Source organism: Methylobacterium sp. A54F (assembly GCF_053346035.1).
On sequence record NZ_JBKFBF010000001.1, the window covers coordinates 283,128 to 298,114 of the forward strand.

The 14,987-nt window shown below is 72.7% G+C and carries 14 protein-coding genes; 10 read left to right on the forward strand and 4 right to left on the reverse strand.

What is annotated here, in order from left to right:
- Positions 1-11: 11 nt before the first annotated feature.
- The 4 genes from zapE to ACLBXP_RS01420 all read left to right on the forward strand — a co-directional run bounded on the left by zapE (position 12) and on the right by ACLBXP_RS01420 (position 5,065).
- On the forward strand, positions 12-1,241 hold the full coding sequence (gene zapE / locus ACLBXP_RS01405; protein ID WP_447665732.1) for a cell division protein ZapE: 1,230 nt from the start codon (positions 12-14) through the stop codon (positions 1,239-1,241).
- Between the two features lie 248 nt (positions 1,242-1,489).
- Positions 1,490-4,420 carry a response regulator gene (locus ACLBXP_RS01410; protein ID WP_447665733.1) on the forward strand — a complete coding sequence of 977 codons (2,931 nt, stop codon included), beginning with the start codon at positions 1,490-1,492 and terminating at the stop codon, positions 4,418-4,420.
- A 43-nt stretch (positions 4,421-4,463) separates the two neighbouring features.
- Positions 4,464-4,730, forward strand: coding sequence for a DUF4926 domain-containing protein (locus ACLBXP_RS01415; RefSeq protein ID WP_447665734.1), 267 nt, complete (start codon positions 4,464-4,466; stop codon positions 4,728-4,730).
- The gene (locus ACLBXP_RS01420) at positions 4,727-5,065 is read left to right on the forward strand and encodes a DUF6883 domain-containing protein (RefSeq protein WP_447665735.1); all 339 of its coding nucleotides are present in this window, start codon (positions 4,727-4,729) and stop codon (positions 5,063-5,065) included. The genes ACLBXP_RS01415 and ACLBXP_RS01420 overlap by 4 nt, the downstream gene beginning before the upstream one ends.
- 7 nt (positions 5,066-5,072) lie before the next feature.
- Here ACLBXP_RS01420 and secA read toward each other — a convergent pair whose 3' ends face one another.
- On the reverse strand, positions 5,073-7,943 hold the full coding sequence (gene secA, locus ACLBXP_RS01425; RefSeq protein WP_447665736.1) for a preprotein translocase subunit SecA: 2,871 nt from the start codon (positions 7,941-7,943) through the stop codon (positions 5,073-5,075).
- Between the two features lie 232 nt (positions 7,944-8,175).
- Between secA and ACLBXP_RS01430 the strand changes: the two genes are divergently transcribed.
- The 3 genes from ACLBXP_RS01430 to ACLBXP_RS01440 all read left to right on the forward strand — a co-directional run bounded on the left by ACLBXP_RS01430 (position 8,176) and on the right by ACLBXP_RS01440 (position 10,793).
- Positions 8,176-8,706, forward strand: a complete 531-nt coding sequence (locus ACLBXP_RS01430) for a DUF4188 domain-containing protein (RefSeq protein WP_447665737.1) — start codon at positions 8,176-8,178, stop codon at positions 8,704-8,706.
- A gap of 163 nt (positions 8,707-8,869) precedes the next feature.
- Positions 8,870-9,799, forward strand: a complete 930-nt coding sequence (locus ACLBXP_RS01435) for a peptidylprolyl isomerase (protein WP_447665738.1) — start codon at positions 8,870-8,872, stop codon at positions 9,797-9,799.
- Between the two features lie 121 nt (positions 9,800-9,920).
- Positions 9,921-10,793, forward strand: a complete 873-nt coding sequence (locus ACLBXP_RS01440; protein ID WP_447665739.1) for a TetR/AcrR family transcriptional regulator — start codon at positions 9,921-9,923, stop codon at positions 10,791-10,793.
- 124 nt (positions 10,794-10,917) lie between these two features.
- Here the strand turns inward: ACLBXP_RS01440 and ACLBXP_RS01445 are convergent, their stop codons facing one another.
- The 3 genes from ACLBXP_RS01445 to ACLBXP_RS01455 form a co-directional block, all read right to left on the reverse strand.
- A complete protein-coding gene (locus ACLBXP_RS01445) occupies positions 10,918-11,373 on the reverse strand; it encodes a BrnA antitoxin family protein (protein ID WP_447665740.1) in 456 nt (151 codons plus the stop codon).
- Positions 11,374-11,392: 19 nt separating this feature from the next.
- Entirely contained in the window at positions 11,393-11,686 is a 294-nt protein-coding gene (locus tag ACLBXP_RS01450; protein WP_447665741.1) for a BrnT family toxin, read from the reverse strand.
- A gap of 113 nt (positions 11,687-11,799) precedes the next feature.
- On the reverse strand, positions 11,800-12,213 hold the full coding sequence (locus ACLBXP_RS01455; protein ID WP_447665742.1) for a histidine kinase: 414 nt from the start codon (positions 12,211-12,213) through the stop codon (positions 11,800-11,802).
- Between the two features lie 247 nt (positions 12,214-12,460).
- On the opposite strand from ACLBXP_RS01455, the gene argJ reads away from it, so the two are divergent.
- From argJ to ACLBXP_RS01470, 3 genes are read left to right on the forward strand one after another with little or no spacing between them, the layout of a single operon-like run.
- The gene (gene argJ, locus ACLBXP_RS01460) at positions 12,461-13,759 is read left to right on the forward strand and encodes a bifunctional glutamate N-acetyltransferase/amino-acid acetyltransferase ArgJ (RefSeq protein WP_447665743.1); all 1,299 of its coding nucleotides are present in this window, start codon (positions 12,461-12,463) and stop codon (positions 13,757-13,759) included.
- The gene (locus ACLBXP_RS01465; RefSeq protein ID WP_447665744.1) at positions 13,756-14,472 is read left to right on the forward strand and encodes an SIMPL domain-containing protein; all 717 of its coding nucleotides are present in this window, start codon (positions 13,756-13,758) and stop codon (positions 14,470-14,472) included. The genes argJ and ACLBXP_RS01465 overlap by 4 nt, the downstream gene beginning before the upstream one ends.
- Complete coding sequence (locus ACLBXP_RS01470; RefSeq protein ID WP_447666201.1) at positions 14,472-14,876, forward strand: (deoxy)nucleoside triphosphate pyrophosphohydrolase; 405 nt, start codon at positions 14,472-14,474, stop codon at positions 14,874-14,876. The genes ACLBXP_RS01465 and ACLBXP_RS01470 overlap by 1 nt, the downstream gene beginning before the upstream one ends.
- Positions 14,877-14,987: the final 111 nt, after the last annotated feature.

Consider the following 14,987-nt stretch of genomic DNA (forward strand, 5'->3'; position numbering starts at 1 on the left):
TGGGAAGAGCCGTGAGCCAGACCTCGAGACCGCTCCCCTCCGCGGAGGCCCGCGCCAGCGCCGTCTCGCCCGGGCCCGTCCACGAGCGCTACGAGGCGCTGATCGGGGCGGGCACCATCGAGCGCGATCCCGCGCAGGTGAAGCTGGTGCGCGCCCTCGACCGGCTGGTCGGCGACCTCGAGCGCCGGCGCCGCGCCCGCAAGGGCAGCGCCCTGGGCTGGCTGTTCGGCCGCCGGGATGCCGAGGCCGGGCCCCCGAAGGGGCTCTACATCTGGGGATCCGTCGGCCGCGGCAAGACCATGCTGATGGACCTGTTCCACGAGGCGGCGCCCGGCCCGAAGCGGCGGGTCCACTTCCACGGCTTCCTGGCCGACGCGCACGAGCGCATCCACGCCCACCGGCAGGCGCTCAAGCGCGGTGAGGCCAAGGGCGACGACCCGATCCCGCCGGTGGCCGACGCGCTGGCCGACGAGGCGACGCTCCTCTGCTTCGACGAGTTCACGGTGACCGACATCGCCGACGCGATGATCCTGGGGCGCCTGTTCGATGCCCTGTTCCGCCGCGGCGTCACGGTGGTGGCGACCTCGAACGTCGAGCCCGACCGGCTCTACGAGGGCGGCCTCAACCGGGCCCTGTTCCTGCCCTTCGTCGCGGAGCTGAAGGAGCGCGTCGAGGTGCTGCGCCTCGATGCGCGCACCGATTTCCGCCTGGAGAAGCTCGGCGGCGCCTCGGTCTACCACGTGCCCGCCGACGCGGCCGCGCGGGCGGCCCTCGACGGCGCGTTCCGGGCCCTCACCGGCCGGGCGACGGGCCGGCCCGCCACGCTCAGCGTGAAGGGCCACGCCGTGGCGGTGCCCGAGGAGGCGGCGGGCGTCGCCCGCTTCGGCTTCGCGGACCTCTGCGCGCAGCCCCTCGGCGCCGCCGACTACATGGCGCTCGCCCGCAGCTTCCACACGCTGATCGTCTCGGACATCCCCGTGATGGGCGAGGCGAACCGCAACGAGGCCAAGCGCTTCATCACCCTCGTCGACACCCTCTACGACGCCCACGTGAAGCTCGTCGCCTCGGCGGCGGCCGAGGCCCAGGACCTCTACACCGCGACGGACGGGCGCGAGGCCTTCGAGTTCGACCGCACCGTGTCCCGCCTCATCGAGATGCGGTCCTCCGAGTACCTCGCCCTGCCGCACGGCCGGGGCGACTCGGAGGCGAGCGGCGCCAGCACGGGCCTGGTGGAGACCTGAGGCGACGGCCGGCCGCACCGGCCGCCGGTGCGCGCGGGCAGGACGGTTGACCCGCCCGCATCGAGCGGGCGTGATCGGGCGGCACATCCCCACGCCGCCGCTCCGGCCTATCTCCCGGGTTGGAGGCGGTCCAGGAGAAGCAGTGACCGCTTCTCCGTCCGGACCGACGACATCATAAGGGCTTAGGGTCCGTCCGCCGGTTCCATAACCGGCGGACAGGCCCCAGGTCACACCCCGCAAGGCCCCGCATGCCCGCCTCCTCCTCCGCCCTGCGCCGCCCGATCGGGCTCGCCGGGCGGCCCTTCGCCGCCCTCACCGGCTCGCCGGCGGCCTTCGGCCTCCTCGCGCTGGCCCTGGTCTCGGGCGGCTGGAACTATGCGGCGGGCGAGGCGGCCCGGGCCGCGATCGAGCGGGGCAACGGCACCGTCGCGGGCGTGGAGCGGCTGCTCTCCGCCGTGAAGGACCTGGAGACCACGGAGCGCGGCTACGTCATCGTCGGCAGCGACACCTACCTGGCCGCCTACGAGGCCGCGGGGGGGACCATCGCGGCGGACCTCGCGGCGCTGGGGCCGGTGGCGCGCACGGCCGAGGGGGGCAGCCCGCTCGCGGACCTCGTGGCCGAGAAGCAGGCCTTCGCGACGCGGGCCGTGGCGCTGCGGCGCGAGCAGGGCTTCGAGGCGGCCACCGCCCTGGTTCGGACCGGCGAGGGCAAGCGCCTGATGGATGCGGTCCGGGCCCGCAGCGCCGCGATCCAGGCCGCCACCACGGCGCGCCTCGCGGCTTTGCGCACGCGCGACCGGACCCGGTCGCTCGCTCTCTCGCTCCTGGCCGGCGCCGCGGCGCTCGCCGCCATCGCGCTCCTCGCCCGCCTCGCCCTGGTGCGCCGGCGGGAATCCCTGCGCATGTCCGCCCTCCTCGACGGGGTGCTGGCCAACGCCCCCGTGGGCCTCGGCTTCCTCGACCGCGAGCTGAAGATCCGCCACATGAACCGGGCGCTCGCCACCATGAGCGAGCGCGGCTTCGGGGCCGACCTCGGGGCGCCGATCTGGGCCATGCTGCCGACCCTGCGAGAGACGCTGGCCCCTAAGCTCGCCGCCGCCCTGGAATCGGGCCTCGTCACCCCGGACGTGCCCGTGGCGGTGCCGGCCCCGAGCGCCCCGGGCGGGGTGCGCCACTTCTCGATGAGCTTCTACCCCCTGCGCGGCGGCGACGCGGACCCGGCGGTGGAGGGCGTCGGCCTCGTCGTGTCGGACGAGACCATCCGGCGCCTCGCCGAGGAGCGGACCTCCCGCAGCGAGGAGCGCTTCCGCTCCCTCATCGAGGCGAGCGCGGCGATCGTCTGGACGGCGTCGGCCGCGGGCGAGCTGCATCCGCGCCAGACCGGCTGGACCCGGTTCACCGGCCAGGACGAGGCGGCCTATGCGGGGCTCGGCTTCCTCGACGCCGTGCTGCCCGAGGACCGGCCCCACACCCAGGCCGCCTGGCGCCACGCCGTCGCGACCCTCAGCCCCTACGAGACCGAGCACCGGCTGCGCCGCAGCGACGGCGTCCTGCGCCACATGGCCGTGCGCGCCGTGCCGATCCTCAACCCGGACGGCTCCTTGCGCGAGTGGGTCGGCACCCACACCGACATCACCGCCCGCAAGGAGGCCGAGGCCGCCACCGCCGCCGCCAAGGAGGCCGCCGAGGAGGCGAACCGCGCCAAGAGCCAGTTCATCGCCAACATGAGCCACGAACTGCGCACGCCGCTCTCCGCCGTCATCGGCTACGCCGAGATGCTGCAGGAGGAACTGGAGGACTTGGGCGAGCCGGCGCTCATCGCCGACATGGGCAAGATCGAGGCGAATGCCCGCCACCTCCTCGGGCTGATCAACGACGTGCTCGACCTCTCGAAGATCGAGGCGGAGCGCGTCGAGATCTTCGCCGAGGACTTCTCGGTCGCCGAGATGGCCGCGGAGGTCGCCTCCACCGTCGAGGGGCTCGTGGCCAAGAAGGGCAACGTCCTCGAACTCACCGTCGCGGCGGATGCGGGCCTTGCCCACACCGACGTGACGAAGCTCCGCCAGTGCCTGATCAACCTCCTGAGCAACGCCGCGAAGTTCACCGAGAACGGCCGCATCGGGCTCGCCGTCGACCGCGCGGGCGAGAGCCTGCGCTTCGCCGTCTCCGACACCGGCATCGGCATGAACCCGGAGCAGGTCGGGCGCCTGTTCGAGCGCTTCATCCAGGCCGACGCCTCGACCACCCGCCGCTTCGGGGGCACCGGCCTCGGCCTCGCCATCACCCGCGCCTTCGCGCACATGCTCGGCGGCGAGGTGACGGTGGAGAGCCGCGAGGGGGCGGGCACCACCTTCACCCTGACCCTGCCGGCCCGCTACGCGCCCCCGCCCGAGGCCGAGGCGCCGGAGGCGGGCGCCCCGGCGGATCCGGCCGCGCCGGCGGACGGGGCCGCCATCCTCGTGATCGACGACGACGCGGCGACCCGCGAGCTCCTCGCGCGCTTCCTCGAGCGCGACGGCTTCCGCGTGGCCACCGCGAGCGACGGCCGCGCCGGGCTGGAGCAGGCGCGGCGCCTGCGGCCGCGGGCGATCCTCCTCGACGTGACCATGCCCCACCTCGACGGCTGGTCGGTGCTGCGGGCGCTGCGCGCCGACCCCGACCTCGCCCAGACGCCCGTCGTGATGGTGACGGTCCTCGACGAGGAGACGCTGGCCTTCTCGCTCGGCGCCACCGACTACCTGCACAAGCCGATCGAGTGGGCCCACCTCAAGGCCGTGATGGACCGCTTCCGGCCCGCCGCGGGCGGCCCCGTGCTGGTGGTGGAGGACGACGCGGACGCCCGCGCCCGCCTCGTCGTCACCCTGGAGCGGGAGGGCGTGCCGGTGCGCGCCGCCGAGCACGGGGCCCGGGCGCTCGAGGCGGTGGAGGCCGAGCGGCCGGGCCTGATCCTCCTCGACCTGATGATGCCCGAGATGGACGGCTTCACCTTCCTGCGCCACCTGCGGATGCAGGCCGCCTGGCGCGACATTCCCGTGGTGGTGCTGACCGCCAAGGACATCACCCCCGAGGACCGCCGCCGCCTCGCCGGCCAGGCCGACCGCGTCATCTCCAAGGGCTCCCTCAGCCTCGCGGACCTGGCGCGGGAGGTGCGGGGCTTGGTGGGGGGCGAGCCGGGGTGAGCGGTCGCTTGCCCGTGCCCCGCGAGCATCCTACCTTCATCGGATGTCGGTCGAAGTCGTCTACCTGCTGCGCAAGGACGTCGCGCGCCCGGATCTGGATGATCTGGACGACGTGCGGCTGACGGCTGCCGCGCGGACCGACGAGGGTGCCGACCTGCCGGCCGGGTCCGAGGGCACGGTCGTCGGCGTCTGGCGCGACGAGGGGCTCTTCATCGTCGAGTTCGCCGAGCCGGTCGCCGGTCTCGCCACGGTGCCGGGCAGCATCCTGACCCGCGTCGGACCGAGCCGCGGCCCAAGCGCCGGGCCTTGACCCTCCCGGGCGCTCCGACGCGGTTCCTGATCGCGGCGGAGAAGCTGACCGCCTACCTCCTCAATCCCGCGCACCCCCGGGGCGGCGCCAAGGCGAGATTCTTCCTGGCCTTCGGCTTCGTGCCCGACGCGCCCGAGGTCCTGGCCCGCAGTCTTCTTGCTCACGCGGATCCGGTGCGCTTCGCCGCCTCCAGCGTCACGCCGCGGGGCCATGTCGCCCTCGTCTTCGAAGGCGTCCTGGTGGTTCCGGACGGACGGGACCCGCGGATCCGCTCCGTCTGGCAGGTCGACGAGGCGGGCATCGCGCGCCTCGTCACGGCCGTGCCGCTGACCTGACGCGCCCTCAGGCCGAGTAGCTGCCGTGGCAGTGCTTGAACTTCTTGCCCGAGCCGCAGGGGCAGGGCTCGTTGCGGCCGACGCGCCCCCAGGTGGTGGTGTCGGTGGGGTCGCGCTCCAGCACCGCGGCGTCGGCCGAGAGGCCCTGCGCGGCGTAGCCGTAGGCGCCGCCCCCGCCGCCGTCGCTGCCGGAGCCCTGCGGGGCCATCTCGTTCTCGCCCGTGACCGGGTCGAGGTGCTGGGCGAACATCGGGGGCAGGGCGGGGGCCGGCTCCGGCTCCTGGTACATGATCTCGATGCGCGAGAGCTGGCCGGTCACCTGCTCGCGCAGGTTCGCCACGAGGCCGTTGAAGAGGTCGAACGCCTCCGACTTGTACTCGTTGAGCGGGTCGCGCTGGGCGAAGCCGCGCCAGCCGATCACCTGGCGCAGGTGGTCGAGGGTGACGAGGTGCTCGCGCCAGAGGTGGTCGAGGGTCTGCAGCAGCACCTGCTTCTCGATGTAGGTCATCACCTCCGGCGAGTTCTTCTCGGTGCGGGTCACGTAGGCCTCGTCGGCGGCCTTGCGCAGGCGCTCGCGCATCTCCTCGTCGGCGATGCCCTCCTCCTTGGCCCAGTCCTCCACGGGCACGTCGAGGTTGAGCACGTGCGTGACCTGCTCGCGCAGGCCCGCCACGTCCCACTGCTCCGCGTAGGCGTTCTCGGGGATGTGGCGCGCCACGAGGTCCTCGATGACGCCGTGGCGCATGTCGTCGACGGTGTCGCGCACGCTCTCCTGGCCCATGAAGTCGCGGCGCTGCTCGAACACGACCTTGCGCTGGTCGTTCATGACGTTGTCGTACTTGAGCACGTTCTTGCGCATGTCGAAGTTGCGCGCCTCGACCTTCTGCTGCGCCTTCTCGATGGCCTTGTTGATCCAGGGGTGGATGATCGCCTCGCCCTGCTCCAGGCCGAGCTTCTGCAGCATGCCGTCCATGCGGTCCGAGCCGAAGATCCGCATGAGATCGTCCTGCAGGGACAGGTAGAACTTCGAGCGGCCGGGATCGCCCTGGCGGCCGGAGCGGCCGCGCAGCTGGTTGTCGATGCGGCGTGATTCGTGGCGCTCGGTGCCGATGATGTAGAGGCCGCCGGGCAGGTCCCGCTTGCGGCCGGCCGCCGGGTCGGCGGGCTCGCCCGAGCCCAGCACCTTGGTGCGGTTCTCCGCGATCTCGGCCTTGATCGCCTCGATCCGCGCCTCGCGCTCGGGACCCTCGGGCACGTCCGCGAGCTCCTTCTCGACGCGCATCTCGATGTTGCCGCCGAGCTTGATGTCGGTGCCGCGCCCGGCCATGTTCGTGGCGATCGTGATGGCGCCCGGCACGCCGGCCTCCGCCACGATGTAGGCCTCCTGCTCGTGGAAGCGGGCGTTCAGCACCGCGAAGCGCTTCGTCACCCGGCCCTCGCGGGCGGCGGCGTAGACGTCCGTCAGCGCGTTCGGGTCGGAATAGTCGAGGAGCTTGTAGCCGGCCTTCTTGAGGAGCTCGGCGAGGTACTCGGACTTCTCGATCGAGCCGGTGCCGACCAGGATCGGCTGGTGGCGGGCATGCGCCTTGTCGATCTCGGCGATGATGCCCTGGTACTTCTCCTCGACGGTGCGGTAGACCTCGTCGTCCTCGTCGACGCGCTCGACTTCCTTGTTGGTCGGGATGTCGACCACCTCGAGCTTGTAGATCTCGGCGAACTCGTCGGCCTCGGTCGAGGCGGTGCCGGTCATGCCGGCGAGCTTCCTGTAGAGGCGGAAGTAGTTCTGGAAGGTGATCGAGGCGAGCGTCTGGTTCTCGGGCTGGATGGTGACCCGCTCCTTGGCTTCCAGCGCCTGGTGGAGGCCCTCCGAGTAGCGCCGGCCCTGCATCATGCGGCCGGTGAACTCGTCGATGATCACCACCTCGTCGTTCTTGACGATGTAGTCCTTGTCGCGCGTGAACAGGGTGTTGGCCCGCAGCGCCTGGTTGACGTGGTGGACGAGGCTGACGTTGTGCGCGTCGTAGAGGTCGCCTTCCTTGAGGAGCCCGGCCTCGCGCAGGGCCTCCTCGATGAACTCGTTGCCCTCCTCGGTCAGCGACACGGTGCGCTGCTTCTCGTCGAGGTCGTAGTGCTCGCGCACGAGCCGGGGCATCAGCGCGTCGACGGAGACGTAGAGCTCCGAGCGGTCGTCCACGGGCCCTGAGATGATCAGCGGCGTGCGCGCCTCGTCGATCAGGATCGAGTCCACCTCGTCGACGATGGCGAAGTTGTGCCCCCGCTGGCTCAGCTGGGACATCTCGTACTTCATGTTGTCGCGCAGGTAGTCGAAGCCGAACTCGTTGTTGGTGCCGTAGGTGATGTCGCAGGCATAGCTCGCCTTGCGCTGCTCGTCGTCGAGCCCGTGCACGATGATGCCGACGCTGAGCCCCAGGAACTTGTAGACCCGGCCCATCCACTCGGCGTCGCGGGAGGCGAGGTAGTCGTTCACGGTGACGACGTGGACGCCCTTGCCCTCCAGCGCGTTGAGGTAGACCGGCAGGGTCGCGACGAGCGTCTTGCCCTCGCCGGTCTTCATCTCGGAGATGCCGCCCTCGTGCAGCACCATGCCGCCGATGAGCTGCACGTCGAAGTGGCGCTGGCCGAGCACGCGCTTGGCGGCCTCGCGCACCGTGGCGAAGGCGGGGACCAGGATGTCGTCGAGGCTCTTGCCGCCCGCGAGGTCCGCCTTCAGGGCGTCGGTGCGGGCGCGCAGCTGGTCGTCGGTGAGCGCCGCGATCTCGGCCTCCAGCGCGTTGATCGCCGCGACGCGGGGACGGTAGCCCTTGACGCGCCGGTCGTTGGACGAGCCGAAAATCTTCTTGGCGAGGGCACCGAGCATCGTGAACCTGCGGACGAGCCGGCCCTCCGGGGCCGACGTGGGAGACGTTTGGGCGGGCTTATAGAGGTAATCCTCGGGGGGCGCATCTAAAAGAGGCCGCCCGTCAAGCCGTCCCGCCCGGGCCGTGATCGGGGCTCGGGCAGGGCCCGCCGGCACCCGCCCCCGCAATCGGAGGATGCGCGCGGCGCGGGCCGTGCCACACTGCGCCCGCGGCTTTGCGGGAGCGTGATCCATGGCCCAGCGCAGGACGAACGAGCGCGTGCCCGACTTCTCGGGCCATCCGGACCTCGTCGTGATCTATCTCGGGATGCGGGTCGGCGCGCTGCGCGGCCTCCGGACGCTCCTGGGCTTCGGCCCGCGCATCGACCGGGCCGGGGCCGGGCGGCCCGAGGGCCTCCTGCACTACGAGAACAACATCATCTTCAGCCTGTTTCCCCTGCACGTCGGCATGCGCTGGTACTGGCGGGACCTCGACAGCCTCACGGCCTGGGCCAAGTCCGAGCCCCACCGGAACTGGTGGCGGGACTACCTGAAGGACAGCGGCGGCACCGAGATCTGGCACGAGACCTATCACATGCGCGGCGGCATGGAGGCGATCTACCTCGACGTGGGCCGGCCGGTCGGCTTCGCGGGATTCCTGCCGATGCAGCCGGCGCGCGGCTCGATGGCGACGCGCCACCGGGCACACGCGACGGCCGATCTCGGCGGCCTCGCCCCCGAGAACCCGCCGGATGCGGGACCCGCGCAGACGCCCGCTCCCTGAACGACGGCCCGCTCACGATGCGGTGGCCGGGATCCCGGCCACGCTTGCGTTCGGGGCACGGGGGCGCCACCTGTGCGGCCGCGCAGGACGAATCGCGCGAGACACGAGACCCCGGCCGCCCGGCCGCAAGGGGCGCAGCCTTTCCCCCAAGGACGGACCCTCCATGCCGATGCCCATCCTCCTCCGGCGCGCCAGCGCCAGTGCCCTGGCTCTCGCCCTCGCGCTTCCGGGCGCGGCGCTCGCGCAAACCCCGGCAGGACAAGCGACAGCCGGACAGGGGCAGTCCGCACCCGCGGCCCAGGCCGCCGCACCCGTCGCGCCCGAGACGGTGATCGCGACCGTGAACGGCACGCCGGTCACGCAAGGAGACCTCGCGGTGGCGGCCGACGATCCGGCCCTGTCCCTCCCGGGGGTGGACGAGGAGCAGAAGAAGAAGCTCCTCGTGGACTACATGATCGACCTGAAGGTCGGCGCCCAGGCGGCCGAGGCCGCCAAGGTCGGCGATACCCCGGACTTCAAGCGCAAGCTCGCCTACTTCCGCGACAAGCTGCTTCTCGACGAGTACCTGGAGCGCGAGGCCAAGAAGGCGGTGACGCCGCAGGCCGCGCAGTCGCTCTACGACCAGACCGTCAAGCTGATGAAGCCCGAGGAGGAGGTGCATGCCCGCCACATCCTCGTCGACAACGAGGCCGAGGCGAAGAAGATCGCCGCCCGCATCAAGGGCGGCGAGGACTTCGCCAAGGTCGCCGCGGAGGCCTCGAAGGATCCGGGCTCGAAGGCGGAGGGCGGCGATCTCGGCTGGTTCACGAAGGAGCGCATGGTGGCGCCCTTCGCGGAGGCCGCCTTCAAGCTCCCCGTGGGCCAGGTCTCCGACCCGGTGAAGACCCAGTTCGGCTGGCACGTCATCAAGGTCGAGGAGAAGCGCACGAAGCCGGTGCCGACCTTCGACGCCCTCAAGGAGCAGATCGACCAGCACCTGGTGCGCACCGCCCAGCAGGACCTGATCCTGAAGCTGCGCGGCGACGCCAAGGTCGAGCGGACCGACGCGGCCCCCGCCGAGGCGGCGCCCGCCGGCGAGACCAAGAAGCCCTGAAAGGGCAGGCCCCGAGGAGCCGTGCTGCGGGCGGGGGGCGCGTCGTGACGTCCCGGCCCTCCTCGCCGCCGCCGGCCGGGATGCTTAGATAGGGGGCTCGACGACAGGGAGCGGACGACCCATGACCGATACCGCAGGCTCGCCGCGTGCGGGCAAGGGCAAGCAGGCCCCCGGCAGCGAGGCGACCGGCAAAGGTGCGCCCAAGGACGCGCCGATCAAGGCTGCGCCGAACAAGGGTACGGCGAAGCCGGCCGCCGGAGCCTCGCCGGAGACGGCTTCCGGCGCTTCTCCCAAGGCCCCTCCGAAGACCTCGCCGCGCGAGGCGGCCGTCGAGGCGCTGATGCGGCTCGCCGCCGAGCAGCCCTGGAACGACATCGAGATCGGCGACATTGCCCGCGAGGCCGACCTCAGCCTCGCGGAGCTGCGCGACCTGTTCCCCTCGAAGGGCGCCGTCCTCGGCGGCCTGTCGCGGATCATCGACCGGAAGGTCCTCGAGGGCGACGGCTCGGACCTCGCCGAGGAGCCGACCCGCGAGCGCCTGTTCGACGTGCTGATGCGCCGCCTCGACGCGATGACGCCCTACAAGCCGGCCCTGCGCCGGATCTCGTTCGCGCTGCGCGGGGACCCGCTCTCGGTCCTGGCGCTCAACGGCGTCGCCCTCAACTCCCACCGCTACATGCTGGCCGCGGCCGGCATCGACACGGAGGGGCCCCTCGGGCGCCTGAAGCTGCAGGGCGTGGTGATCGCCTTCGCGCGGGTGGTGGATACCTGGCTCGAGGACGACGACCCGTCGCTTGCCCGCACCATGGCGCGCCTCGACAAGGAGATCCGCAAGGGCGAGCGCTTCATGGAGCGCGCCGAGGACGCCCGGCGCCTCACCGCCCCGTTCCGGGCGCTGGGCCGCTCCGTCCTGGAGCGCCGCCCCCGCCGCAGCCGCCCGGACAACGAGGACGACGGCAACCCGCTGGGCGGCGACCCGGCCGCGGCGATCTGAGGGGGCCGGGAGGCACGCGCATCCCGGTTACCCGCGCTGGCGCCTGGGCTGCCGACGAGTTCAGGCGACCGGCCCCTCGCCGGAGCCAGCGACCTGGCAGCTCGCAGGTGTCGTCGAGCCGCTGTCAGGCCGACCGCTTGCCGACGCCGGAGCCCTTGGTCGCCCGGGTCGTGCGCTCGCGCGTTGCCCCTTTCGCTGCGCCGCCCGGCGTCCGCGCCGGCTTCTCGGTCAGCTTGCGCCGGATGCGGGCGATCCGATCTTCAAGGACATCCTCGGATGCCTGCACCTCGGTGGCCTGAACCTGCAGGGCCGCCTCTCGCAGGATCCTGTTGATCCGCGTCTGCCATCCTCGCCCGGTCAGTTTGAACACCGAGACCACGTCGGGATCGAGCTGCATCGTGACCGGGGCCGCAGCTTTCGGGCTGGCTGGGCGGTCGCGTCGCGTCAAGGCCTCGAACAGGGAGGGCGGCAGAACCTCGCCTGCCGGCCGTAAGGCCGCCAGTTGGGCATCCGACAGCTCTGCCGCATCGGGATCGTTGGCGATGGCCTCCTGCAGGCGCGCCTCCTCGCTGTCGGACAATGGCTCGATCGCAGCCGGTTCAGATCTGCGCGGCATAGGCCTTCCTCTCGCGGTTGCTGGCTCGGCGCAGGCTGATCGCCAGGATCGTACCGTCGGGATCGACACCGAAGATCAAGGTCACGAGCGTTCCGTCAAGGCGCCCGATCGCCATGAACCGCTTGTCGCCGCGCTTCCCGTCGTAGCTCGACGAGACACGGGACGTGGCCCACTCGAAGCGGTCACGGGCATCGGCGAAATCGAGGCCGTGGCCCTCCGGTTCGGGCTTCAGGTTGCGAGCCCGCTTCGGCTCGTGCCAGCGCATGGTCTTGCGCAAGGGACATCCACATGTTCGGGCATCGCCGTCCTGCCCAGATCCAGGTGCCCGAATCCGAGGGGAACGCGCGTGAAGGGATACCGGGGCTGAGCCGCGCCGGCTTTCAGCGCGACCTAGTCCGGTTTTGCCGGTCGGCAGCCGAGGGCTTCGCGCACCGTGTCGGCGACGGCGCCGTCACGCAGGTCCTGCGGGATGAGGTGCGCGTCGGGCTCCAGGCCGGATGCCGCCCGGGGGTCCTCCGCGGGGTCGCTCGCCAGCACGATGCGCAGGGCCGGGCGGAGGGCGCGAGCCTCGACGGCGAGCTGGGAGCAGCACAGCTCGCCCTGCAGGGAGACGTCGGCCACCAGCACGTCGACCGGCAGGCCGAGGACGAGCACCGCGAGGGCATCCACGCCGCAATCGCAGGCCGTGGCCTGGTAGCCGGCCCGGCGAACCTGCGCGGCCACCTCGTCGCGCCAGCGCTTCTGCCGGCCCGCGACGAGAACCTGCACCCTGTAGGCGCCGCCCTGGTGGGGCACGGATCTCATGAAAGCGGGGGCGACATCAGGGCTGGGCATCCCGGGCTCGAAGGCACGTTCGCTTTGCATCGCAACATGCTAGGCCGGGTTGGACGCATCGCACAAGCCCCCGTCGCAAAACTGCCGCAAAGCGGGCGGCGACGACGGGGGGCAGCGGCGAAAATTGCAGAGCCGGCATACGGTTGACGCGGGTGCGGAGCCCGGGGCAACAGGGCGGCGCCGCGCGCCCGCGGCGCAAGCCGGAGCCGTGGAAACGATGTCCTCGTCCAAGTCGTCGTCCAAGTCGCCCCCCGTCTCGCCGCTCGCACCCGAATCATATCCCGCCCTGCCGCCTGTCCCGGGCGTCGCGCTCGCCACCGCGCAGGCCGGCATCCGCTATTCCGGGCGCACCGACGTGCTCTACGTCGCCCTCGCGGAGGGCACCCGGGCGGCCGGCGTCTTCACCCGCTCGAAGTGCCCCTCGGCGCCCGTCGACTGGTGCCGCGCCGTGCTCGCGCGGGATTCTAATGGCCGGGATTCCGGTGGCTCGGCCCGCGCCCTCGTCGTCAATTCGGGCAACGCCAACGCGTTCACGGGCGCCAGGGGGCGGGACGCGGTGGCGCGCACCGCCGAGATCGCGGGCCGCGCGGCCGGCTGCGATCCGGAGGCGGTCCTCATCGCCTCGACCGGCGTGATCGGCGAGCCCCTCGACGCGGGCAGGTTCGAGGGCGTGCTCGACGCCTGCGCGGCCCGCGCGGGCACCCCCGAGGCGGCGGGTTCGGAGGCCTGGGCGGCGGCCGCGCAGGCGATCATGACCACCGACACCTTCCCGAAGCTCGCCACCCGCCGGGCCGCGATCGACGGCGTGCCGGTGACGCTCAACGGCATCGCCAAGGGCGCCGGCATGATCGCGCCCGACATGGCGACGATGCTGGCCTTCGTGTTCACCGACGCCGCCCTGCCGCAGCCGGTCCTGCAGGCGCTCCTCGGCGCGGGCGCGGACCGGAGCTTCAACTGCGTCACCGTCGACGGCGACACCTCGACCTCCGACACCCTGCTCCTGTTCGCCACGGGGGCGGCGGGCAACGAAGGGGTGAGGGAGGCGGCCGACCCGCGCCTCGCGGGCTTCCGGGCGGCCCTCGACGACCTCCTCGTGGAACTCGCCCAGCTCGTCGCCCGCGACGGCGAGGGCGCGCGCAAGTTCGTGACGGTCGAGGTCGAGGGTGCCGAGAGCGACGCCTCCGCGCGCCGCATCGCGCTGTCGATCGCCAACTCGCCCCTCGTGAAGACCGCGGTGGCGGGGGAGGATGCGAACTGGGGCCGCGTCGTGATGGCGGTCGGCAAGGCCGGCGAGCCCGCCGACCGCGACCGCCTCGCGATCTGGTTCGGCGACGTCCGCGTCGCCGTCGCGGGCGCCCGGGACCCGGATTACAGCGAGGCGGCGGCGAGCGCGATGATGCGCGCGCCGAACGTCACCGTGCGGGTCGACCTCGGCCTCGGGGAGGGCCGGGCCCGCGTCTGGACCTGCGATCTCACCAAGGGGTACATCGAGATCAACGGGGACTACCGGTCGTGAGGGCCGCGCTCGCCGGCCTCCTCCTGCTCGCCGCGGTTCCGGCCGCGGCCGCGGAGGGGGCGCCCACGGACGGCCTGATCCGGGTCGTCGGCCGGGCCCGCGCCGAATCGGCGCCGGACTTCGCCAGCGTCGAGATCGCCGTGGACACCCGCGGGACAACGCCGGCCGCGGCGCTGGACGGCACCAGCGCGGCCGCCGGACGGATCATCGCCCTCGCGTCGGAATTCGGCGCCGGCGCGGCCGATATCGGCACCACGGCGGTGACCCTCCAGCCCGTGACCCGCAGCGTCCGCGCCCCCGACGGCACGGTCACCGAGCGGCCCGACGGCTACCGCGCCGCCAATCAGGTTCGGGTGCGGCTCGCCGACATGGCCCGCCTCGGGGAGCTGATGCGCCGCGCCCTCGATGCCGGCGCGAACCGCATCGACGGCGTCACCTTCGGCCTCACCGACCCGGAGGCGGCCGAATCCGCCGTGCGGGTCGCGGCCATGAAGGATGCGCTGGCCCAGGCCGCCCGCCTCGCGGAGGCCGCCGGGGTGAAGCTCGGCCGCGTCGTCTCGATCCAGTCGCCGCCCCTCGCCGAGCGCGCGCCGCCGATGCCCTTCGCGGCCGCGCCGATGCGGGCCAAGGGCCGCGGCGCCGCCGTGCCCCTCGTGGCCGGGACCCTCGAGGCGAGCGCGGAGGTCGCCGCCGCCTTCGCGATCGCGCCGTGATGCGCCTCCTCCTCGTCGTCGCCGTCGCGCTCGTCGACGCGGACGGGCGCGTGCTCGTCTCCGAGCGCCCGCCCGGCAAGCAGCTCGCCGGCCTGTGGGAATTCCCCGGCGGCAAGATCGAGCCCGGGGAGCGCCCCGAGGAGACGCTGATCCGCGAGCTCGGCGAGGAGCTCGGCATCCGGGTCGAGGAGCCGTGCCTGGCGCCCCTCACCTTCGCGAGCCACGCCTACCCGGACTTCCACCTCCTGATGCCCCTCTACGTCTGCCGCCGCTGGACGGGCACGCCCCACTCCGCCGAGGGGCAGGCGCTGCGCTGGGTGCGCCCGCGCGACCTGCGCGATCTGGCCATGCCGCCGGCCGACGCGCCGCTGATCCCGTATCTGATCGACCTGCTGGGGCCGTGAGCGGCTCGGCGGCCTGAAGACGACCGGCTCGTCGGCCCGAGCGTAGAGGGGGGACGGCACGGACCGGCGAGCCGGAAGGCCGGTGATCAGGAAAGCCGGCGCTCCTCCGTT

Bases quoted from the DNA above. Each gene is read 5' to 3' on its own strand.
- ACLBXP_RS01440 (WP_447665739.1), top strand. From the start codon at position 9,921: ATGACCGATACCGCAGGCTCGCCGCGTGCGGGCAAGGGCAAGCAGGCC.
- ACLBXP_RS01415 (WP_447665734.1), top strand. From the start codon at position 4,464: ATGTCGGTCGAAGTCGTCTACCTGCTGCGCAAGGACGTCGCGCGCCCG.
- argJ (WP_447665743.1), top strand. From the start codon at position 12,461: ATGTCCTCGTCCAAGTCGTCGTCCAAGTCGCCCCCCGTCTCGCCGCTC.
- ACLBXP_RS01470 (WP_447666201.1), top strand. From the start codon at position 14,472: ATGCGCCTCCTCCTCGTCGTCGCCGTCGCGCTCGTCGACGCGGACGGG.
- ACLBXP_RS01430 (WP_447665737.1), top strand. From the start codon at position 8,176: ATGGCCCAGCGCAGGACGAACGAGCGCGTGCCCGACTTCTCGGGCCAT.
- ACLBXP_RS01410 (WP_447665733.1), top strand. From the start codon at position 1,490: ATGCCCGCCTCCTCCTCCGCCCTGCGCCGCCCGATCGGGCTCGCCGGG.
- secA (WP_447665736.1), bottom strand. From the start codon at position 7,943: ATGCTCGGTGCCCTCGCCAAGAAGATTTTCGGCTCGTCCAACGACCGG.
- ACLBXP_RS01455 (WP_447665742.1), bottom strand. From the start codon at position 12,213: ATGAGATCCGTGCCCCACCAGGGCGGCGCCTACAGGGTGCAGGTTCTC.
- ACLBXP_RS01435 (WP_447665738.1), top strand. From the start codon at position 8,870: ATGCCGATGCCCATCCTCCTCCGGCGCGCCAGCGCCAGTGCCCTGGCT.